General features: G+C 62.3%; 18 protein-coding genes and 1 tRNA gene. 11 read left to right on the top strand and 8 right to left on the bottom strand.

Features of this window, described 5'->3' with window-relative positions; genetic code table 11:
• Positions 1–259 precede the first annotated feature (259 nt).
• On the top strand, positions 260–1,828 hold the full coding sequence (gene mqo / locus AB7M33_RS00680; RefSeq protein ID WP_454242272.1) for a malate dehydrogenase (quinone): 1,569 nt from the start codon (positions 260–262) through the stop codon (positions 1,826–1,828).
• Positions 1,829–2,454: 626 nt separating this feature from the next.
• Here the strand turns inward: mqo and AB7M33_RS00675 are convergent.
• Positions 2,455–2,531: transfer RNA gene (locus AB7M33_RS00675), tRNA-Pro, on the bottom strand.
• Between the two features lie 81 nt (positions 2,532–2,612).
• Entirely contained in the window at positions 2,613–2,834 is a 222-nt protein-coding gene (locus tag AB7M33_RS00670; RefSeq protein WP_027596642.1) for a YgdI/YgdR family lipoprotein, read from the bottom strand.
• A 185-nt stretch (positions 2,835–3,019) separates the two neighbouring features.
• On the opposite strand from AB7M33_RS00670, the gene moaB reads away from it, so the two are divergent.
• Positions 3,020–3,559: a molybdenum cofactor biosynthesis protein B gene (gene moaB, locus AB7M33_RS00665; RefSeq protein ID WP_027596641.1), complete on the top strand. Its 540-nt coding sequence runs from the start codon at positions 3,020–3,022 to the stop codon at positions 3,557–3,559.
• A 22-nt stretch (positions 3,560–3,581) separates the two neighbouring features.
• Positions 3,582–4,769 (top strand): molybdopterin molybdotransferase MoeA, encoded by a 1,188-nt coding sequence (locus AB7M33_RS00660; protein WP_172960421.1) that lies wholly within the window; start codon positions 3,582–3,584, stop codon positions 4,767–4,769.
• On the opposite strand, the gene AB7M33_RS00655 is transcribed toward AB7M33_RS00660, so the two are convergent.
• The gene (locus AB7M33_RS00655; protein WP_027596639.1) at positions 4,758–6,005 is read right to left on the bottom strand and encodes a glycosyltransferase family 4 protein; all 1,248 of its coding nucleotides are present in this window, start codon (positions 6,003–6,005) and stop codon (positions 4,758–4,760) included. The two genes, AB7M33_RS00660 and AB7M33_RS00655, sit on opposite strands and share 12 nt — an antisense overlap.
• A 314-nt stretch (positions 6,006–6,319) precedes the next feature.
• Between AB7M33_RS00655 and yegS the strand changes: the two genes are divergently transcribed.
• Positions 6,320–7,207 (top strand): lipid kinase YegS, encoded by an 888-nt coding sequence (yegS, locus tag AB7M33_RS00650; RefSeq protein WP_454242271.1) that lies wholly within the window; start codon positions 6,320–6,322, stop codon positions 7,205–7,207.
• On the opposite strand, the gene AB7M33_RS00645 is transcribed toward yegS, so the two are convergent.
• The 3 genes from AB7M33_RS00645 to AB7M33_RS00635 all read right to left on the bottom strand — a co-directional run bounded on the left by AB7M33_RS00645 (position 7,191) and on the right by AB7M33_RS00635 (position 9,614).
• On the bottom strand, positions 7,191–7,850 hold the full coding sequence (locus AB7M33_RS00645; protein ID WP_085274205.1) for a response regulator: 660 nt from the start codon (positions 7,848–7,850) through the stop codon (positions 7,191–7,193). The genes yegS and AB7M33_RS00645 overlap by 17 nt on opposite strands.
• Complete coding sequence (locus AB7M33_RS00640) at positions 7,840–8,736, bottom strand: sensor histidine kinase (RefSeq protein WP_454242270.1); 897 nt, start codon at positions 8,734–8,736, stop codon at positions 7,840–7,842. Before AB7M33_RS00640 ends, AB7M33_RS00645 begins: the two co-directional genes overlap by 11 nt.
• A gap of 371 nt (positions 8,737–9,107) precedes the next feature.
• The gene (locus tag AB7M33_RS00635; protein WP_454242269.1) at positions 9,108–9,614 is read right to left on the bottom strand and encodes a histidine kinase; all 507 of its coding nucleotides are present in this window, start codon (positions 9,612–9,614) and stop codon (positions 9,108–9,110) included.
• A gap of 350 nt (positions 9,615–9,964) precedes the next feature.
• Here AB7M33_RS00635 and AB7M33_RS00630 point away from each other — a divergent pair, with 350 nt between their 5' ends.
• On the top strand, positions 9,965–10,900 hold the full coding sequence (locus AB7M33_RS00630; protein ID WP_099453380.1) for a chemotaxis protein CheV: 936 nt from the start codon (positions 9,965–9,967) through the stop codon (positions 10,898–10,900).
• Positions 10,901–10,955: 55 nt separating this feature from the next.
• Positions 10,956–11,756 (top strand): MOSC domain-containing protein, encoded by an 801-nt coding sequence (locus tag AB7M33_RS00625; RefSeq protein WP_454242268.1) that lies wholly within the window; start codon positions 10,956–10,958, stop codon positions 11,754–11,756.
• Between the two features lie 100 nt (positions 11,757–11,856).
• Here the strand turns inward: AB7M33_RS00625 and AB7M33_RS00620 are convergent, their stop codons facing one another.
• Entirely contained in the window at positions 11,857–13,785 is a 1,929-nt protein-coding gene (locus tag AB7M33_RS00620) for a transglycosylase SLT domain-containing protein (RefSeq protein WP_027596633.1), read from the bottom strand.
• Positions 13,786–14,005: 220 nt separating this feature from the next.
• On the opposite strand from AB7M33_RS00620, the gene AB7M33_RS00615 reads away from it, so the two are divergent.
• Positions 14,006–15,934, top strand: coding sequence for an ATP-binding cassette domain-containing protein (locus tag AB7M33_RS00615; protein ID WP_027596632.1), 1,929 nt, complete (start codon positions 14,006–14,008; stop codon positions 15,932–15,934).
• 128 nt (positions 15,935–16,062) lie between these two features.
• Here AB7M33_RS00615 and AB7M33_RS00610 read toward each other — a convergent pair whose 3' ends face one another.
• Positions 16,063–16,503, bottom strand: a complete 441-nt coding sequence (locus AB7M33_RS00610) for a universal stress protein (RefSeq protein WP_099453382.1) — start codon at positions 16,501–16,503, stop codon at positions 16,063–16,065.
• A 110-nt stretch (positions 16,504–16,613) separates the two neighbouring features.
• Between AB7M33_RS00610 and AB7M33_RS00605 the strand changes: the two genes are divergently transcribed.
• The 4 genes from AB7M33_RS00605 (at position 16,614) to AB7M33_RS00590 (ending at position 21,239) form a co-directional block, all read left to right on the top strand.
• The gene (locus AB7M33_RS00605) at positions 16,614–17,051 is read left to right on the top strand and encodes a hypothetical protein (RefSeq protein WP_454242267.1); all 438 of its coding nucleotides are present in this window, start codon (positions 16,614–16,616) and stop codon (positions 17,049–17,051) included.
• A gap of 514 nt (positions 17,052–17,565) precedes the next feature.
• Complete coding sequence (gene fadB, locus AB7M33_RS00600) at positions 17,566–19,713, top strand: fatty acid oxidation complex subunit alpha FadB (protein WP_454242266.1); 2,148 nt, start codon at positions 17,566–17,568, stop codon at positions 19,711–19,713.
• A 21-nt stretch (positions 19,714–19,734) separates the two neighbouring features.
• Positions 19,735–20,910, top strand: a complete 1,176-nt coding sequence (gene fadA, locus AB7M33_RS00595) for an acetyl-CoA C-acyltransferase FadA (RefSeq protein WP_454242265.1) — start codon at positions 19,735–19,737, stop codon at positions 20,908–20,910.
• Between the two features lie 77 nt (positions 20,911–20,987).
• Positions 20,988–21,239, top strand: coding sequence for a DUF1653 domain-containing protein (locus AB7M33_RS00590; RefSeq protein WP_027596627.1), 252 nt, complete (start codon positions 20,988–20,990; stop codon positions 21,237–21,239).
• Positions 21,240–21,300 lie beyond the last annotated feature (61 nt).

Genomic DNA, 21,300 nt, shown 5'->3' with positions numbered 1-21,300 from the left:
AGCGGCCCCGGGGAAATCCGCCATCAACGTAGCGAACCTGGCGTAAGTGTGGCGGATTGTCGCCATGCGACCCGCTGCCTCACCCCTTAGCCATTGGTCTAAGACAGGTTGGCACATTCCCTGCTTAAGCGCGCCCGGGCCACGGCCCGAGGCGATCGTGCCCCGATCCCGCGAAACACCCAACGAGAACACAACAACATCCGGGCGTGCATGCCGGGGCCAACGACTGCCAATCCTTCACATCAATTGGATTGAGCTAATGAAAAAAATACTGCTGACGCTCCTTTGCCTGAGCGTCATCGGCTGCTCCAAACCCGCGGAGCCGGAAAAGACCGTCGACGTCCTGCTGATTGGCGGCGGCATCATGAGTGCAAGCCTGGGCACTTACCTCACGGAGCTTGAGCCGAACTGGAAGGTCGACGTCTACGAGCGCCTGGACCAGGTCGCCGAAGAAAGCTCCAACGCCTGGAACAACGCCGGCACCGGCCACTCCGCGTTTTGCGAGCTGAACTACACCAGTGTCGGCAAGGATGGCAGCATCGACATCAGCAAGGCCGTGGGGGTCAACGAGCAGTTCGAGGTGTCCAAGCAGTTCTGGGCCTACCAGGTCGAGCAAGGCGTGCTGAGCAACCCGAAGTCGTTCATCAACAATGTGCCGCACATGAGCTTCGTCTGGGGTGACGACAACATTGCCTTCCTCCACAAACGCGTCGATGCCCTGCAGCACAGCTCGCTGTTCCGAGGCATGGAAATCAGCGAAGACCATGAGCAGATCCGCCACTGGGCACCGCTGGTGATGGAAGGCCGCGACCCTGCGCAGAAGGTCGCCGCCACGCGCATGGCGATCGGCACCGACGTGAATTTCGGCGAGATCACCCGTCAACTGTTCGCGTCGATGACCCGCAACCCCAACGTCACCCTGAACCTCAGCCACGAAGTGCGTGACATCGTGCGCAACGACGATGGCACCTGGCGTGTGGTGGTGGCCGACCTGGCCAAGGGCGGTCACGAGGTGGCGGTCAATGCCCGGTTCGTCTTCATCGGTGCCGGGGGCGGTGCGCTCAAGCTGCTGCAAAAATCGGGCATCCCCGAGGCCGAAGGCTATGCTGGCTTCCCAGTGGGCGGCCAATTCCTCATGACGGATAACCCGGACGTGGTTGCACGCCATCAGGCCAAGCTGTATGGCAAAGCCTCGGTCGGCGCACCGCCGATGTCGGTCCCGCACCTGGACACCCGGATGATCGACGGCAAGCAAGTGTTGCTGTTCGGGCCGTTCGCGACCTTCTCCACCAAGTACCTCAAGCAGGGCTCGTTGCTGGACATGTTCGCCTCGCTGAACAGCCACAACGTGCTGCCCATGGTGAACGCCGGCATCGACAACATCGACCTGAGCACGTACCTGATGGGGCAGTTGATGCTCAGCTTCGATGACCGCATGAATGCGTTGCGCGAGTACTTCCCCAATGCCAAGAACGCAGACTGGAAGCTGCTGCAGGCCGGTCAACGCGTGCAGGTGATCAAGAAGGACCCCGTGCTCGGTGGCGTGCTGCAGTTCGGTACTGAAGTGGTCGCCGCCCAGGATGGCAGCATTGCTGCACTGCTGGGGGCTTCCCCGGGTGCCTCGACCGCCGCGCCAATCATGCTGACCGTGCTGGAGAAGACCTTCAAGGACCGCCTCAAAACCCCTGAATGGCAGGCCAAGCTGAAGCAGATCGTGCCCAGCTATGGGCAAAAGCTGAACAACGACCTGACGCTGACCAACCAGACCCGGGCGTGGAGCAGCGAGCGCCTGCAACTGCTGTATGTGCCGGTACAAGCCGAGCAATAAGTAGCGTTGCGCGTCACTGACTGTAGGAGCAGCCTTGTGCTGCGAAGAGGCCGGTACAGGCACCACTGATGGGTAGGCCTGCGCCGGCCTCTTCGCAGCACAAGGCTGCTCCTACAGGTCGGCGGTATTTTGCAGGTCAGCGGTATTTCTTACGCACAACTAATGGCAGGCCAAGCTGAAGCAGATAGTGCCCAGCTATGGGCAAAAGCTGAGCCGAGCAATAACTAGCGTTGCGTCACTGACTGTAGGAGCAGCCTCGTGCTGCGAAGAGGCCGGTACAGGCACCCACTGATGGGTAGGCCTGCACCGGCCTCTTCGCAGCACAAGGCTGCTCCTACAGGTCGGCGGTATTTTGCAGGTCAGCGGTATTTCTTACGCACAACTAATGGCAGGCGAAGCTGAAGCAGATAGTGCCCAGCTATGGGCAAAAGCTGAGCCGAGCAATAACTAGCGTTGCGTCACTGACTGTAGGAGCAGCCTTGTGCTGCGAAGAGGCCGGTACAGGCACCCACTGATGGGTTGGCCTGCGCCGGCCTCTTCGCAGCACAAGGCTGCTCCTACAGGTCACGGGGATTTTTTCGCGCACAACAAAAAGCCCGCGCAAGGCGGGCTTTTTGAATAGGATTTGGTCGGAGAGACAGGATTCGAACCTGCGGCCTTCTCGTCCCGAACGAGACGCGCTACCTGGCTGCGCTACACTCCGATGAACGAAATCCTACTGCATCCCTTTTTTGCACGCAAGCCCTTGTTGTTAAAAGGGCGTTTGCCAAAAAGGGCGGCTGAATCACAGCTCTTTGACGGTACGAATCTGGTCTTTGTTCAGGCGCGTACGCTTGCCATCGAGTTGCTCGAATTCGTAGAAACCAGAGTCCTCGTCAAAGGACGGGGTGTCCACTGCCTGGATCTCGCGGCCATCGTTCAAGGTAATGACGGTCGGCGATGCGCAGCCGGCGAGGGCGCCCAGGCCCAAGGCAAGCAGGAAGGCGGGAAGGGTCCGTTGAATCATCGTGTTTCTCCAGTGCGACAGTGCTAGATGACTTTAAGACGCAGGGCGTCCACGCAAGTTCCTTTCCAGTGCAGCATAGCGGTAAAGCCAGGGTATTGACCAAGGGCAAGCCACAGGGGCACGAGGTTGTATCAGGGGGTGCTGTGTTATAAATGCGCCATCCCATCTTCTTATGACGGACCCCCATGAAAGCCAAGGCAGATACCCCCTTCGTGCCCCTGAACATCGCCGTGTTGACGGTCAGCGACACGCGCACCTTCGACAATGACACCTCCGGGCAGCTGTTCGTCGATCGCCTGACTGCGGCCGGCCACCAGCTGGCATCGCGGGTATTGCTCAAGGACGACCTGTACAAGATCCGCGCCCAGGTCGCGACCTGGATCGCCGATGACGCAGTGCAGGTGGTATTGATCACCGGCGGTACTGGGTTCACCGGCCGCGACAGCACCCCGGAGGCCGTGGCCTGCCTGCTCGACAAGCAGGTGGACGGTTTCGGTGAGCTGTTCCGGCAGATTTCCGTGGCCGACATCGGCACCTCCACCGTGCAATCGCGGGCCCTGGCTGGCCTGGCCAATGGCACGCTGGTGTGCTGCCTGCCAGGCTCGACCAATGCGGTACGCACCGGTTGGGACGGCATCCTGGCCGAGCAGCTCGATGCCCGCCACCGCCCGTGCAATTTCGTGCCCCACCTGAAGCAGGCAGCGGCCTGTGAAAGCCGTGGTTGAGTCTGCCCAAGCCCGGCCCCTGATGCCGGTGGAAGACGCACTGGCGCGGCTGCTGGCCTTGGCAGAAGCCGCACCCATCCAGGAAACCGAAAATGTGTCGCTGGCCGACGCCGAGGGGCGCGTGCTGGCGCGTGACCTGGTGGCTTCGCTCGACCTGCCGCCCTGGCCGAACAGCGCCATGGACGGTTATGCCCTGCGCCTGGCGGACTGGCAGGGTGAGCCCTTGCCGGTCAGCCAGCGCATCTTCGCCGGCCATGCGCCGCAGCCGCTGCAGCCGGGTACCTGTGCCCGCATCTTCACCGGCGCGCCGGTGCCGGCTGGCGCTGACTGCGTCGAAATGCAGGAAAACGCCGAAGTGGCTGACGACGGCCGAGTGCGCTTCCTCGAACCGCTGAAGGTCGACCAGAACATTCGTCCGCAAGGCCAGGAAACACGCCAGGGTGAGCAGGTGATGAGCGCCGGCACACGCTTGGGCCCGATCGAGCTGGGCTTGGCCGCGACCCTTGGCCAGGCCCGTCTGGATGTGGTGCGTAAAGTGCGCGTGGCGGTGCTGTCGACCGGTGACGAGCTGATCGAGCCTGGCCTGCCCCTGGGGCCAGGGCAAATCTACAACAGCAACCGCCGCTTGCTGGTCAGCTGGCTGCAACGCTTGGGTTGTGAGGTGCGGGATGCGGGGATTTTGCCCGATGACCTGGCGCGCACCCGTGAATGCCTGGCGGCATTGGGCGATGTCGACCTGATTCTGTCCACCGGTGGCGTTTCCGTGGGCGAGGCTGATTACCTGGGTGCCGCCCTGCGCGAGGCCGGCGAGTTGGCCTTGTGGAAGCTGGCGATCAAGCCGGGCAAGCCGCTGACCTTCGGGCACTTTCGTGGCGTCCCGGTGATCGGTTTGCCGGGCAACCCGGCGTCCACGCTGGTCACGTTCGGGTTGCTGACCCGGCCGTATCTGTTGCGCCGTCAGGGCGTGGCTGATGTCACGCCGCTGCGCTTCGACATGCCAGCGGGCTTCGACTGGCCCAAGCCAGGTACGCGCCGCGAGTACCTGCGCGCACGCATCGAGCAGGGCCAGGTGCGTATCTACAAAAACCAGAGCTCTGGCGTGCTGCGCAGCGCGGCCTGGGCCGAGGGCTTGGTCGAGGTGCGTGAAGGCAGTACGCCGAAGCAGGGCGACAGTGTGCCGTTCATCCCTTTCAGCGAGCTACTTGGTTGATCGCCCAAGCCAGCCGCCCGCCAGTGGTGTGTCGCTGGCGGGTTGCACCTGGTTGAGGCGCATGTGCACGTTTTCCAATTGCTGGGCGGCAATACTCCAATCGTGACGCTGGCGGGCGAATTGCCGACCGGCTTCGCTCAATTGGGCCATGCGCCAAGGCTGGTTGAGCAGTTGGGTGATCAGCAGGGCCAGTTGGTCACCATCGTCACTGCCCAGGTAGTGTTCGCCATTGTTCACGGCCAGCCCTGATACACCCTTGCTGGTGGTGATGACCGGCAGCCCCGCAGCCATCGCCTCGAGCAGCTTCACCTTGGACCCTCCGCCATACAGCAGCGGGGCGAAGAACAGTGCCGAGCGACGTTGCAGCTCGCGCAGGTCGGGGCGGTAGCCGACCCACTCGATGCGTGGGTCGTTCCAATGCAGCTTCCAGCTGGCCGGCAGGGCGTGGCCGGCTATGGCCAGGCGCACGGCCGGGTTACTCATCCACACCTGCGGCATGATCTCTTCCAGCGCCCATTCGATGGCTTCAAGGTTCGAGCCATATTCGAAGTTGCCGACAAACAGCAGGCGCTGGCTGTGCAGCGCCGGTTGCACGTGCTGGTAGAAGTCGCAGTCCACGCCACTGACCACAACGTTTACCGGGCGCCCACTGATCTGGGCGATCAGTTCGGCGTCGTGGCTGCTGACCGCCACCACTTCGCTGGGTTGACGCAGCACCCGTTGCTCCCAGCGCCGATAGCGCCAGCGGTCGAATGCATTGAGCGGGCGCAGCCACAGCGGCAGGCGGTCATGGCAGGCGCCGCCCATCACCGATTCCAGGGTGTGCTCGCTGAGCATGAAGGGCAGCCCGCGCGCCTGCAGGGCTTTTTCGAACGGCTGGAAACTGTAGCTGTGCTCGATCTGGATGACGTCCCAGGGTTCGTCCAGCAGTTGCTCGAAGCGGTGCCTCAGGCAGGGCGCCAAACCATTGATGATCGCCCGCATGGGATAGTCGATGATCGGTGAAGCCAGCAGGTTGAGTGGGCTGTGCAGGGCGCGCCTGGGCAACACGATCAGGCGCTCGACCCAGGGTTCAAGGGCTTCACGGGCCGCATCGTTCAGGGGGATCTTGGACTGCACCAACAGGGTGATCCGGTGCCCACGCTGGGCGAGTTCGCGCAGCAGGTGATATTGCCGAGTCTTGCCGCCGCTGGTGGTCGGCCAGGGTAAGTAGGGCAGTGTCCAGAGAATGCGCATGACCCGGAACCCTCGTAACAGATCGCGGATAAAAAGACGCGCCCGCCGGCAGTCAGCCGATCACTGCTGCCGGGGCGCGTCCATGGCTGTCGGTGGAGCAGACATCAGGTGATAAAAAGTCAATAGTTTGACTCTTTGGTAAATTTATTCACCTGGGTCAAATACTTGTCAAAGGTGGCTTTCCTGAGCATAGCCGTGCATTCGCGGGCGTGTAAAAAATGGGTGAAATCCAGTGTTATTGTGCTGGGCATGCAACGATCGGTGTGTGCCGGTGGTCGAGATCTGGGTTAGCTATTTTTTCATGGAGAAGCGCGATGCAAGGGCGCAAGGCAATGTTGATCCTGCACGGCAAGCAGGCGATGAACGAAGCGCTGCGCAGTGCCGTGCTGGCGATGCGCGAGAGCGGCTGGGTGCTGGATGTGCGGGTCACCTGGGAAGCCGGGGACGCTCAGCGCCTGGTGGGCGAGGCGCTGGCCGCTGGCTACACCCATATTGTCGCGGGCGGCGGCGATGGTACGTTGCGCGATGTCGCTGAAGCCATGGGCTTGGCAGCGGCCCAGGCCAGCCTGGCGCTGTTGCCTTTGGGCACCGCCAATGATTTCGCCAAGGCTGCGGGCGTGCCACTGGAGCCGGACGCCGCACTGGCACTGCTGAACACCCCGGCGCGGCCTATCGACCTGGGCCAGGTTGGTGATCAGCTGTTCCTCAACATGGCCACCGGCGGCTTCGGCAGCCAGGTCACGGCCAACACCTCGGAGGACCTGAAAAAGGTCCTGGGGGCTGCGGCCTACCTGTTCACGGGGCTGTCGCGCTTCAGCGAGTTGCAGGCGGCCTCAGTGGAGCTGCAGGGGCCCGACTTCCACTGGCAGGGTGATCTGCTGGCGCTGGGCATTGGCAATGGCCGGCAAGCCGGCGGCGGGCAGGCACTGTGCCCGGAGGCGCTGGCAGACGATGGCCTGCTGGATGTCGCCATACTGCCAGCGCCGCAGGAAGTGGTGGGGGCGTTGCGCGACCTGCTGGCCGGGGATGGGTTGTTTGTCCGGGCCAGGCTGCCCTGGGTTGAGATCAAGAGTTCGCAGGGGCTGGACATCAACCTCGACGGTGAGCCGCTGCAGGTCGACAGCCTGCGCTTCGAGGCAAAGCCCGCCGCGTTGCAGGTGCACATGCCGGTCGACTCGCCGTTGCTCAGTCGTCCAGGCTGATGATTTTTTCGCGCACCGCGTACAGCACCAGGCCCGCCACATCGTGAATTTGCAGGCGTTTCATGATTTGCGAACGGTGGGTTTCCACGGTCTTGATTGAGAGCCCCAAGCCACTGGCGATTTCCCGGGTGGATTTGCCGCGCACGATCAGGCGCAGGATTTCCAGCTGGCGTGCGGTCAGGTTGTGGCGGTCGCGGTTCGGTTGCTTGCGGTGCTGGGTATGCAGCAGCGCCTGGTTGATGACGGTGTGGGCGATCGCCGGGCTGAGGTAGCGCTCGCCGTTGCGCAGGGCACACAGGGCCTGCTCCAGCTCGGTCGCGCTGGTGTCTTTGAGCAGGTAGCCATGGGCGCCGCTTTCCAGGGCCCGCATGATCAAGTCCGGGTCGGTGTGCATCGACAGGATCAGCACCTTGCAGGTGCTGCCGCTGGCGCGCAGTTGCGTCAGGGCATCGAGGCCGCTGGTCGAGCGCATGGAAATGTCCAGCAGGACGATGTCGGGTGCCAGGTTGCGCACGTGCTCAAGCAGCAGGTTGCCGTCATCGGCTTCACCGGCCACGCAGTAGCCCGGGATGTCGGAGACCAGTGCGCGGACCCCGGCGCGGATCAGCGAGTGGTCGTCCACCAACAGCAGTCTACAGGTCATGGGCGGTAAAGCTCCTGGCGCGTTCCTGGGTGCGTGGCGGCCACGGGAACAGCGCTTCGATCTGTGTGCCCACGCCAAGCTGGCTGGTGATGTCGAGACGCCCCTGCAAGGCCGTCACCCGTTCCTGCATGCCGGCCAAACCGCGTTGCCCTGCTTCGGCCGGGTGCCTGGCGGGAACAAAGCCGCGGCCATCGTCCTGAATGGTCAAGGCAAGCCCTGCGGGGCTGCGTTGCAGGCGGATCGACAGATTGCGCGCCTGGGCATGGCGCAGCATGTTGGTCACGGCTTCCTGGGTGATGCGAAACACCGCCATGGCGACGGCTTCGTCAATGCCGCCCAGGCGTTGATTGCAGACCAGGCTCCAGTGCACATCGGTTTTTTCCAGGGTGCGCAGCAGGTGCGCGCGCAGGCTGGCCTCAAGGCCCAGGCTGGCCAGTTGCCGAGGGTTGAGCAGGGCACAGACATCGCGCACGTTGCTCAGCGCGTTGTCGAGCGTGGTGCGCAGGGTGTCGCAGTGGCTGTGCAATTCATCGGGCATACGCCGTTGCAGCCATTGCAACTGAAGCTTGGCTGCGGTGAGCAGTTGCCCGATGTCGTCATGCAGTTCGCGGCCCAGGTGCTGGCGCTCGCTTTCCTGCACCATCAGCATGCGCTTGGCCAGTTCCGCCGGGTGCAGGCGGATCGACCCGGCCCCCAGGCCCACGTGCAGGCCTACGCCAAGCATCGCCGCGACCTGCAGCAGCAACAGGCTGGCCGGTATCGCTTGGCCGGCCATGTACAGCAGCAGGTTGGCGACCACGGAGGCCACGCACAGCACGATCGTCATCCAGCGCAGCAGGGCAGTGCGGGAGCAGCAGCGCAGAAGAGTCTTCAAGCGTGGGAGCATAGATAGAAAAGCCACTGAAGTATTGCTGATGGAGGCCTTGCACAAGTCTTAGCAGAGGCTTTGGCGCAGTACTTTATATGTTTTGCGGGGCACGTCCTCAATCAGCCTTGATGCCGGCTGCAGGCGGTCGCTGGCGAGCATGGTAACACTTCACACGGCGTTGGTCGCTGTTGGGCAATGCTTTGAAACCTCATGTTTACGGGCTGTTTCGGCACGTTCGTCCGACTCAAGTCAATAGCAAAGTGCCAGCCGCTATTCGGCTGTCAATCATGCCGAGTGTAACTAGGGCAATAATCACGCGCGCAGTGCTGGCGACAGTTGGCGAAACTTCCAAGTTTGGCCAACAACGCCCTTAGTTGCTCTTTTGTTAGTTAATGTGAAACGAGGGGGTGCGTGCCTTGGGCGGCCGTCGTGGCGGTATGCGGGTGAGTGCAGTGGCTGCCGCGCTCATCGCAGGCGGCACAGGCTTGCGGTAATGGTTGATCGAGCACGCTGGCCAGCTCATTGAGCAATGTGATTTGTTCGCCGGTATCCAGGTTCAGCTGCCCGGTGCGCGGGTCGATCAGCTCCAGTTGCCAGGCCAGCAGGGTCAGGCAAGCGTCGGTTGCGGGCAGGGCTTCACGTTGCAGGCGCTGCTGCTGGCAGGCCGGTGCGAGCAATTGCTGCAGAACGGTGGCGTAGTGGGCAACTTCGAGCAGGTCCAGGCGGGTGGCGCGCCTCGCGAGCGTGTCGAGGGCGGTGTTCAGGCAACCGCAGGCGTCTGCGTCGTTGTCGATCAGTTCCAGGTGCTGCAGGCATTCCTGGGACTGGCTCAGCAAGACTTGCGCATCCAGCAGAAAGTCTTGCAACGCACCTTCAAACGATAAGGCACTGTCCATCAGGACGCTCGGGCGCGTTGGGCGCGGGCAAGGGGCGGGCACGGCGATACGGTAGCGAACAAAAGCCTGACTCCATTCATGCAATGAGAATGGCGTCACATTAATGGCTAATGGATATCGCGAACATCAGGTTGCACCCGATTGCATCTAAGGGTTTCCCTGATGAGAGGCCAGGGTGCAACAAGGTGCTAACGGGCACGGGCCTGCCTCGATGTGCCCGCAGTAAAGCATGATGGTAAAGTGATATCAATTACCTTCGCGGCATTTTCCCGCAAGGGTCAAGGTGCGCGTCAACCCGCCGATACAGGGTGGATGAATACACTTTTCCGACTCAAGCCTGGGGGTTTCCAATGGCTGGCATTCTCGACACAGTAGACCAACGCACGCAATTGGTGGGCGAGAACCGCCTGGAAATTCTGATGTTCCGCCTGGCAGGTCGGCAGCTGTTCGCGATCAACGTGTTCAAGGTGCAGGAAGTGCTCCAACTGCCCAAGCTGACCCTGATGCCGCAGCGCCATGCCTTTGTCTGCGGCGTGGTCAACCTGCGTGGGCAGACCCTGCCGGTGATCGACCTGTCCCAGGCGATCGGCATGCGGCCCCTGCAACCCGGGCCGGACAGCACCATCATCGTGACGGAGTACAACCGCTCGGTGCAGGCCTTCCTGGTGGGGGGCGTCGACCGCATCGTCAACATGAACTGGGAAGCGATCATGCCGCCGCCGACCAGTGCCGGGCGCCAGCACTACCTGACCGCCATCACCAAGGTCGACGAGAAACTGGTCGAAGTGATCGATGTGGAGAAGGTCCTGGCGGAAATCGTGCCGTACAACGCCAAGGTCTCCGGCGAACGGCTTGCCGACCCGGTGCTGGCCCGCGCCAGAGGCCGTGAAGTATTGCTGGTGGACGACTCCAGCGTTGCCTTGGCGCAGCTGCGTGACACCCTGTCGCAACTGGGCATGAAGCTGCACGTGGCCAGTGATGGCTTGAAGGCGCTGCGCCTGCTCAAAAGCTGGGCTGACGCCGGTGAGGATGTGTGCGAGAAGCTGCTGATGGTGTTCACCGACGCCGAAATGCCGGAGATGGACGGTTACCGGTTGACCACCGAGATCCGTAGCGATGCCCGCTTGCGTCAGCTCTACGTGGTGCTGCACACCTCGTTGTCGGGCAGTTTCAACGAATCCATGGTCAAGAAGGTGGGCTGCGATAACTTCCTGTCCAAGTTCCAGCCGGATCGCCTGGTCGAGGTGGTCAAGCAGCGCCTGCTGCTGGATACGGCTACTGCGTGATCCCTGGCCCTGCCGGGTATAAGCTTGGCGTTTCGAATGACGCGAGGCGGCAGGGATGTTTCTGAGTGAGTTGTATCGATACCCGGTGAAGTCGGGGCAGGCGCAAAGCCTGCAGGCTTCGCCGGTCGGCCAGTTGGGGTTGTTGGGTGACCGCCGCTGGATGGTGGTGGAGGCAGAAAACGGCCGCTTCCTCACCCAGCGTGCCTGGCCACAGCTCGGCCAGCTCAGGGCGAGCGATGACGATGCTGGGCAGTTGCTACTGGAGGCCCCAGGGCAGGTGCCGTTGCGGGTGCCTGTACCGCTTACCGACGATGGCTTGCGGGGCGTGACTATCTGGCGCGACACCCTGCGGGTGCCCGATGCTGGCGAGGCGGCGGCGAGCTGGCTGTCGGCGCTGCTGGGCAAGGACGTGCGGTTGGTGTATTGCCCGGAGCAACGGGCGCGTTACCTGCCCAATGGTTATGGCTTGAACAGTGACCGTGCGGCGTTTCCGGATGGTTTTCCGCTGCTGTTGATCGGCCAGGGGTCGTTGGACGAGCTCAGTCGGCGTGTTGGTCGGCCCATGGAAATGCTGCGGTTCAGGCCCAACCTGGTGGTACAGGGCGCAGAACCGTTCGCCGAGGACGGTTGGAAGCGGATTCGTATCGGCACCCTCGAGTTTCGCGTGCTCAAGCCCAGCGTGCGGTGCATTTTCACCACCATCGATCCACGGACCGGCGAACGCAGCCCGGACCGCGAGCCCATGACCACGCTCAAAACGTTCCGCGAGAAAGAAGGGGATGTGTTGTTCGGGCAGAACCTGGCGGTGGATGGCAGTGGCGTGCTGGAAGTGGGGATGAAGGTCGAAGTCCTGTAGGAGCAGCCTTGCGCTGCGAAGAGGCCGGTAAAAACACCCTGGATCCTCGGTGCTTTTACCGGCCTCTTCGCTGCGCAAGGCTGCTCCTACAAGGGGTAGCTTACATATCGTCGAAGTAGCGCTCGTGCCAATCCACCAGCGGCTGCGGCGAGTTGAGCTTCTGCCCGTAGATCACCGAATACGACAGCACGTTCTGTACGTACTGGCGGGTCTCGTCGAACGGGATCGATTCCACCCACACATCGAAGCTCAGGTGTTTAGCGCCCTTGAGCCACTGGCGTACCCGCCCGGGGCCGGCGTTATAGGCCGCCGAAGCGAGTACCCGGTTGCCATTGAACTGGCTGTGCACCTGGCTCAGGTACGCGGCCCCCAGCTGAATGTTCTTGTCGGGGTTGAACACCTGCGCCGGCGAGGCCAGCGGGATGCTGAACTTGCGCGCGGTTTCCTTGGCGGTGGCCGGCATCAGCTGCATCAAGCCGCTGGCACCCACGCTGGAGCGCGCATCTTCCATGAAGGCACTTTCCTGACGGGTAATGGCGAACACCCAGCTTGAATGCAGGCCGCGGACCTTGGCCTCGCGCACCAGGGTGTCGCGGTGGGCCATCGGGAAGCGGATGTCCAGGTCATCCCAGTACTGGGCCTGGCTGATGGTCCGAATGGCCGGGAAGTACCAGCGCAGTTCATAGGCCAGGCGTGCCTGGGCGACCATCTCGTCACGGGTGAAGTGGCGGCTGACGTGGTACCACTCGCGGCGCCCTTCGACGATCTGCCCGCGGGCATGGAATTCCAGTGCGCGCTGAATGCCCGGGGTATTGCGCACCTTAGTGACCAACTGCTGGCTCAGCACCAGGGGCTTGTTGTTCAGCTGGTAGGGGGTTTGGGCACGGTCGGCAGCGAGGAAACCATAGAAGTCACGCTCGCGCGCCACGGTCTTGTACAGCAGCGGAATTTGCGGGTTGTTCGGTTGGGCCAGTTCGAGGCTGCGTGCCTGCCAGTACTTCCAGCGGTTGCTGCTGGCCAGGTCCTGGGGCAGGCGCTTGGTCAGCTCGTAGGCATCTTCCCAGCGGCCCAGGCGCAGCAACAGGCGCAGGCGCCATTCGCTGACGGTGTTGTCGCGCAGCTCGGGGTCGTAGCGGGTCATCAGGTCGAGCGCGCGTGGGTCGTAGCGGCGCGCCAGGGTCAGGCCGATCTCGCGGGCGATGGCCACCTTCTCGTCGCGGGAGAAGTGCATGCGCTGGGCATAGTCGTCGAGCAGGGCCATGGCCCGCTCCGGGTCCTGCCGGGCCAGTCGGCGCAAGCCGAGGCTGACCACGTCGGACATGGCCTCGTTGACCGGGGTGAAGCGCGACGGCTGGTTGAGCAGCTCGGGCTTCTGTGCCACATCGATCAACAGGCGCCCTTGCGGACCGAGGGTGGTCAGGGTTTTGACCAGGTTGTTGGCCAGGCCGTAGTTGCGCGCCTGGGCCGCCAGCTTGGTGCGGTTCCAGCGTTTGGCCTCGGTCAACTGGCCCTCGGCGGCCCACATGCCGAACAGCGTGTCACAGGCCGCCGGTTGCGACTTGCCGACATTCCACAGTTTATCGGCCGTGGCATAGCCTTCGGCGCGCAGGCCGTGGCTGAGCTGGTACTGGCCGTTGAGGCAGTCCAGTTCGGTGAAATTGAGCTTGGGGTCGTAGTACTTGACGAAGGTGTTCCATTCGCCGCGCTCGGCCAGCCAGCGCAACCAGCGCAGTTTCATCCAGTTGGCCTGGGGCAGGTCGCCGTGTTTGGCCAGGAACCCTTCGATTTCCTCGTTGCTGGCGCTCTTCAGGCGTGCGGTCAGCTCGTCGTAGGTCAGGTAGGGCGTCAGCGGGTAATCACGCAATTGCTGGGCATAGCGCAGGTACGGGCCTTTGTCGCCCTTGGCCAGGGCGCGCTTGGCCTCGTCGTAGTACTGGCGCTGTTGAGTGAGGTCGAGGGCCTGCGCCGCGCTGGCGGTGGCGGCGGTAAGCAGCAAGCAGGATGCAATCTGTAACAGGCGGCTGCGCATGATACGTCCGGGCAGTTGAACCATGGGGAAGTGACGGCGAAGCCAGCACTGTTGGAAGCTATGCCTTAGCTTAGCCGTTTGCCGGCGGCAGATGAAAGCACAGCGCTTGTATCAAGACATTATGTTCGACCAGATGTCGTAAAGCCCTCACCGGGTGGTCAACTTAATGCCGTGGGGGCCCAAGTCAGGTAGAATGCGCGCCCGATTTATGGAGACCAACATGACCCTGCTCAAATTCAGCGATGTGTCCCTCGCATTCGGCGCCATGCCGCTGCTGGACAAAGTGTCCTGGCAGATCGCTCGTGGCGAGCGGGTGTGCATCATCGGCCGCAACGGCACCGGCAAGTCGAGCATGCTGCGCCTGGTCAAGGGCGAGCAGAAGGGCGACGACGGCGAGATCTGGCGCGCTCCGGGCCTGAAGATCGGCGAGCTGCCGCAGGAATTGCCGCTGGCCGACGAGCGCAGCGTGTTCGATGTGGTGGCCGAGGGCCTTGATGGCGTTGGCGCGTTGCTGGCCGAGTTCCATCACCTGAGCCAGAACATCCAGGGCGACGAAGACCTGGAAAAACTCATGCACGTTCAGCACGAGCTCGAAGCCCGTGACGGCTGGCGCCTGCAGCAGGTGGTGGAAAGCACCCTGAGCCGTCTGCAGCTGCCTGCCGACAAGACCCTGGCCGAGCTGTCCGGTGGCTGGCGCCGCCGCGTGCTGCTGGCCCAGGCGCTGGTGTCGGAGCCTGACCTGCTGCTGCTCGACGAGCCGACCAACCACTTGGACATCGGTGCGATCGCCTGGCTTGAAGAGGCGCTGCGCGGGTTCAATGGCGCGGTACTGTTCATCACCCACGACCGGTCCTTCCTGCAGAACCTGGCCACTCGCATCCTCGAACTGGACCGTGGCGGGCTGATCGACTGGAACGGCGATTACGCCAGCTTCCTGGTGCACAAAGAAGCCGCCCTGGCCGCCGAGGAAACCGCCAACGCGCTGTTCGACAAGCGCCTGGCCCAGGAAGAAGTGTGGATCCGCCAGGGCATCAAGGCCCGGCGTACCCGTAACGAAGGGCGCGTACGTGCCCTCAAGGCCTTGCGCGTCGAGCGCGGCGAGCGCCGTGAGCGTCAGGGCAAGGCGAACATCCAGATCGAGGCGGCGGACAAGTCCGGCAAGCAGGTCATGGTGCTGGAAAATATCAGCTTCGCCCATGCCGACGGCCCGATGCTGGTCAAGGACTTCTCCATGGTCCTGCAGCGTCAGGACCGTATCGGCCTGCTGGGTGCCAACGGTACCGGCAAGACCACCTTGCTCAAGATGATGCTCGGTGACCTGGAGCCTATCTCGGGCAAGGTCGAGCGTGGCACCAAGCTGGAAGTGGCCTACTTCGACCAGATGCGCCATCAGCTCGATCTGGAAAAGACCGTGATCGACAACCTGGCCGAAGGCCGCGATTTCATCGAGATCGATGGCCAGAACCGCCACGTGCTCAGCTACCTGGGCGACTTCCTGTTCAGCCCCCAGCGTGCCCGTACACCGGTCAAGGCGCTGTCGGGTGGCGAGCGTGCGCGCCTGCTGTTGGCCAAACTGTTCAGCAAACCGGCCAACCTGCTGGTGCTCGACGAACCGACCAACGACTTGGACGTGGAAACCCTCGAGCTGCTCGAAGAGGTGCTGTCCAACTACAAGGGCACCGTGCTGATGGTCAGCCACGACCGGGCCTTCCTCGATAACGTCGTCACCAGCACCCTGGTGTTCGAAGGCGAGGGCAAGGTACGCGAGTATGTCGGTGGCTATGAGGACTGGATCCGTCAGGGCGGTTCGCCGAAGTTGCTGGGCGTGACCGAAAGCAAGGGCGGCAAGTCCGAGCTCAATAGCGCGGTGGTGGAGAAGCAGGACGTGCAAGCCGCACCGGCGCCAGCGGCAGCCGTGGCCGACGCCTCGAAGAAGAAACTCAGCTACAAACTGCAGCGTGAGCTGGAGATGTTGCCTGGGCAGATCGACGCGATCGAACAGCGCATGGCTGAGGCGCAGGAAGAAGTGAATGCGGCGGGCTTCTATCAGCGGCCAATCGCCGAGACTTCGGCGGTGCTGGCACAGATCGAGAAGCTGCAAGGCGAGCTGGATGTGCTGGTAGAGCGCTGGGCTGAGCTGGAAGGCTGATCAGCGGTTAACCTGAGCCGGCCCCTTCGCGGGGCAAGCCCGCTCCCACAGGATCGCCACATACCTCAAGGCCTGTGGCGTACCTGTGGGAGCGGGCTTGCCCCGCGAAGAGGCCGGTACAGGTCAAATCATTCCTTCTTCTGTAGCCGCACCGCCAGCACGTCGCATGGCGCGCCATGCAGCACGTCGTTGGCAGTGGAGCCCAGCAGCAAAGCCAGGCCATGTCGGCCATGGCTGCCGACCACGATCAAGTCGCACTTCTGGTCCTTGGCCAGTTGGTGGATTTCCTGGCGTGGCTGGCCGTAGGTCAGGTGGGAATCGCCGCGGTTGATGTCCGGGTATTTGTTGAACAAGCGCTCCATGCGCTCCTTGGCCTGGTCGAACTGCTGCTGTTGCAGTTGCGACAGGTCCATGGGCACGTCGCCGCCAAATGCCATGGCCATGGGTTCGACGATGTGCACCAGCGAGACCTTGGCGCCTGAGGGTTCCGCGAGCTTCATAGCGCGCTTGATCACCGGGTCGCATTCTTCGGTCAGGTCGACGGCGACCAACAAATGTTCGTATTGCATGAGCGGTACTCCTGACAATCGCGATAGAAGAAGTATGGTCGCTTTCGGGCGGGTCTTCCGTGAAAAATGGCTAACCAGCTCATTTGCAACGCTTTATGGGGTCTACTGATATGACGGTATTGCTGGTGGTGTCAATCCTTGCGCTGATTCTCAGCCCGCTTTCCTGGTTGCGCACGTCGCGCAAGCAGGGCGAGCAGATGAACCTGCGCCTGGAAGCGCGTCGCATGGGCCTGGCCATGCAGCTGGCGCCTCAGCAATGGCCGCACTGGCTGGAAAAGGAGCCGCCAAGCCCCTGCCCGCAGTACCACCGTGGGCGGCGCAAGGGGCGCGAGGACAGCTTCTGCTTCTGGCAGGTCTCGCCAGGCGTGTGGTGGAACCAATGGCGCGAGCCGTGTGAGGACCCACGCCTTGCCGAGGCTTTTGCGCGCTTGCCGGCCAGTGTCTACAAGGTTGAAGCCGACCCCCGCATGATCGCTTTGTACTGGACCGAGCGGGGCGATAAATCTGTATTGCAGGATATTGCGCACGTCCTCGAAACGCTCGCCTGACCCCTCGCCAATTAAAAAGCGGCGTTAAACGACAAAGCGGCGGCTTGGCAGAGCCCCTGAAGGGGTGGGGTGCCAAGTCGCCGCTTTGCGTTCTGCTGCGCAGAAAAGGCCAGGCAGGCCGGGAATGCTTGAAGCCAATGGCAGTGTAGTCGGCTGCCAGCGATCTGCTGAAAAAATCTTCCCCTGGCAGGCACGGGCCTGTTTTCCCATGGTCAATTGCTGACATGAATGTGCAGCGATCACTGACGTCATGCTTTGTACCCAGACCCTACAAAATGACCGGAAAGTCGCGTTTTCACTCAGTGCGTGAGCATTTGACAACGCTGATCTTTTCGGAGAATGTGTGCACACCCAAATCAAACGGGCGTATGAATTGAGCGTTTGTATGTCACACGGCTCGTTCATAGTCCCGACTAGCGCGCTGACGGGTGTGCCTGGGGCAGGGCGGCATGGCCTGCCTGATGCAGCAGCGACCGGCGTGTACAGTTAGCTTCCATATCGTGGAGATCAGTTGATGATTTACGAAGGTAAAGCCATCACGGTTAAGGCTCTTGAAAGTGGCATCGTCGAACTCAAGTTCGATCTCAAGGGTGAGTCCGTCAACAAATTCAATCGCCTGACCCTGAACGAGCTTCGCGAAGCGGTCGATGCCATCAAGGCCGACGCTTCGGTCAAGGGCGTAATCGTCAGCAGCGGCAAGGACGTGTTCATCGTCGGCGCCGACATCACCGAGTTCGTCGACAACTTCAAGCTGCCCGAGGCCGAGCTGGTAGCCGGCAGCCTGGAAGCCAACCGCATCTTCAATGCCTTCGAAGACCTCGAAGTGCCGACCGTTGCCGCCATCAATGGCATCGCCCTGGGCGGTGGCCTGGAAATGTGCCTGGCGGCCGATTACCGGGTCATGGCCAGCACTGCCAAGATTGGCCTGCCTGAAGTCAAACTGGGCATCTACCCAGGCTTCGGCGGTACCGTGCGCCTGCCGCGACTGATCGGTTCGGACAACGCGGTCGAGTGGATTGCCGCCGGCAAGGAAAACCGTGCCGAAGACGCCCTCAAGGTCGGTGCCGTCGATGCCGTGGTCGCCCCTGAGCTGCTGCAAGCCGGTGCCCTGGACCTGATCAAGCGCGCCATCAGCAGCGAGCTGGACTACAAGGCCAAGCGCCAGCCGAAACTGGAAAAGCTCAAGCTCAATGCCATCGAGCAGATGATGGCGTTCGAGACGGCCAAAGGCTTTGTCGCAGGCCAGGCTGGGCCGAACTACCCAGCGCCGGTCGAAGCCATCAAGACCATTCAGAAGGCCGCCAACTTCGGCCGTGACAAAGCCCTGGAAATCGAAGCCGCAGGCTTTGCCAAGCTGGCCAAGACGTCGGTTGCCCAGAGCCTGATCGGCCTGTTCCTGAACGATCAGGAGCTCAAGCGCAAGGCCAAGGCCCATGACGAGATCGCCCGTGACGTGAAGCAGGCTGCCGTGCTTGGCGCTGGCATCATGGGTGGCGGCATCGCCTACCAGTCGGCGGTCAAGGGCACGCCGATCCTGATGAAGGACATCCGCGAAGACGCCATTCAGCTGGGCCTTAACGAAGCTTCCAAGCTGCTGGGCAATCGCGTCGAGAAAGGCCGCCTGACCCCCGCCAAGATGGCTGAAGCGCTCAACGCCATCCGCCCGACCCTGTCCTACGGCGATTTCGCCCACGTCGACATCGTCGTCGAGGCCGTGGTCGAGAACCCGAAGGTCAAGCAAGCCGTGTTGGCAGAAGTCGAAGCCCAGGTGAAAGAGGATGCCATCCTCGCCTCCAACACCTCGACCATCTCCATCAACCTGCTGGCCAAAGCGCTCAAACGCCCAGAAAACTTCGTCGGCATGCACTTCTTCAACCCGGTGCACATGATGCCGCTGGTCGAAGTCATTCGCGGCGAGAAGTCCAGTGAAGTGGCGGTTGCCACCACCGTGGCGTATGCCAAGAAAATGGGCAAGAACCCAATCGTGGTCAACGACTGCCCGGGCTTCCTGGTCAACCGCGTGCTGTTCCCGTACTTCGGCGGTTTCGCCAAGCTGGTCAGCGCTGGCGTCGACTTCGTGCGCATCGACAAGGTCATGGAGAAGTTCGGCTGGCCCATGGGCCCTGCCTACCTGATGGACGTGGTCGGCATCGACACCGGCCACCATGGCCGCGACGTCATGGCCGAAGGCTTCCCGGACCGCATGAAGGACGAGCGCCGCTCGGCGGTAGACGCCCTGTACGAGGCCAACCGCCTGGGCCAGAAGAACGGCAAGGGCTTCTACGCCTACGAGACCGACAAGCGTGGCAAGCCGAAGAAGGTGTTCGACGCCGCCGTGCTCGACGTGCTCAAGCCGATCGTGTTCGAGCAGCGTGAAGTCACTGACGAAGACATCATCAACTGGATGATGGTCCCGCTGTGCCTGGAGACCGTGCGTTGCCTGGAAGACGGCATCGTCGAAACCGCCGCCGAAGCCGACATGGGCCTGGTCTACGGCATTGGTTTCCCTCCCTTCCGTGGCGGTGCATTGCGCTACATCGACGCGATCGGTGTCGCCGAATTCGTCGCCCTGGCCGATCAGTACGCTGACCTGGGGCCGCTGTACCACCCGACCGCGAAGCTGCGCGAAATGGCCAAAAATGGCCAGCGCTTCTTCAACTGAGCGTAGAGCGAGAGATTTGATATGAGCCTGAATCCAAGAGACGTGGTGATTGTCGACTTCGGTCGCACGCCAATGGGCCGCTCCAAGGGTGGCATGCACCGCAACACCCGCGCCGAAGACATGTCTGCGCACCTGATCACCAAACTGCTGGAACGCAACGGCAAGGTCGACCCAAAAGAAGTCGAGGACGTGATCTGGGGCTGCGTCAACCAGACCCTGGAGCAGGGCTGGAACATTGCCCGCATGGCGTCGCTGATGACACCGATCCCGCACACCTCGGCGGCGCAGACCGTCAGCCGCCTGTGCGGCTCGTCGATGAGTGCGCTGCACACCGCCGCGCAGGCGATCATGACCGGCAACGGCGATGTATTCGTGGTTGGCGGCGTCGAGCACATGGGCCACGTCAGCATGATGCATGGCGTCGACCCTAACCCGCACCTGTCCTTGCATGCTGCCAAGGCTTCCGGGATGATGGGCCTGACTGCAGAGATGCTCGGCAAAATGCACGGCATCAGCCGTGAACAGCAGGATCTGTTCGGCCTGCGTTCGCACCAGCTCGCTCACAAGGCGACGGTCGAAGGCAAGTTCAAGGACGAGATCATCCCGATGCAGGGCTATGACGAGAATGGCTTCCTGAAGGTCTTCGATTTTGACGAGACCATTCGCCCGGAAACCACCCTCGAAGGGCTGGCGTCGCTGAAGCCTGCGTTCAACCCGAAAGGTGGCACCGTCACCGCGGGTACTTCGTCGCAGATCACCGACGGTGCTTCGTGCATGATCGTCATGTCTGGCCAGCGCGCCATGGACCTGGGCATCCAGCCATTGGCGGTGATTCGCGCCATGGCCGTGGCCGGTGTCGACCCGGCAATCATGGGCTACGGCCCGGTGCCATCGACCCAGAAAGCCCTCAAGCGTGCCGGCCTGAGCATGGCCGATATCGACTTCATCGAGCTCAACGAAGCCTTCGCCGCACAAGCCTTGCCTGTGTTGAAAGACTTGAAAGTGCTCGACAAGATGGATGAGAAGGTTAACCTGCACGGCGGCGCCATTGCTTTGGGCCACCCGTTCGGTTGCTCGGGTGCACGTATTTCCGGCACCCTGCTCAACGTCATGAAGCAGAATGGCGGTGCTCTGGGGGTGGCGACCATGTGCGTCGGCCTCGGCCAGGGCATCACCACTGTCTTCGAACGCGTCTGATCGCGTCGCGGGACAGCAGCCGGGGCCTTGTGCCCCGGTTTTGTTTTTTAAAGGTTTTATTAAAAAGGGTGAGCGACATGCAGATACAGCCAGGCGTATACCGGCACTACAAGGGGCCTGAGTACCGTGTCTTCAGTGTTGCGCAGCACTCCGAAACTGAAGAGTGGATGGTCTTCTACCAATGCCTGTATGGTGAATACGGGTTCTGGGTACGGCCTCTTTCGATGTTCCAGGAGTCCGTCGAGGTTGACGGCGAGCAGGTGCCACGCTTTGCTTTGGTCAAGGCCGAAGAAGGGTTGCCTGGGCTGCTGGCCAAGTCGCACGAGTGATCGACCGCGCTTGACCTCACTGTTTTGCCACTATATATAGCGGTGCCGCGTCTGGCACCTG

This window comes from Pseudomonas sp. Y3 TE3536 (genome assembly GCF_053629175.1).
The sequence above is the reverse complement of the archived record's forward strand: the minus strand, read 5'-3'. Positions and strand labels throughout refer to the sequence as shown.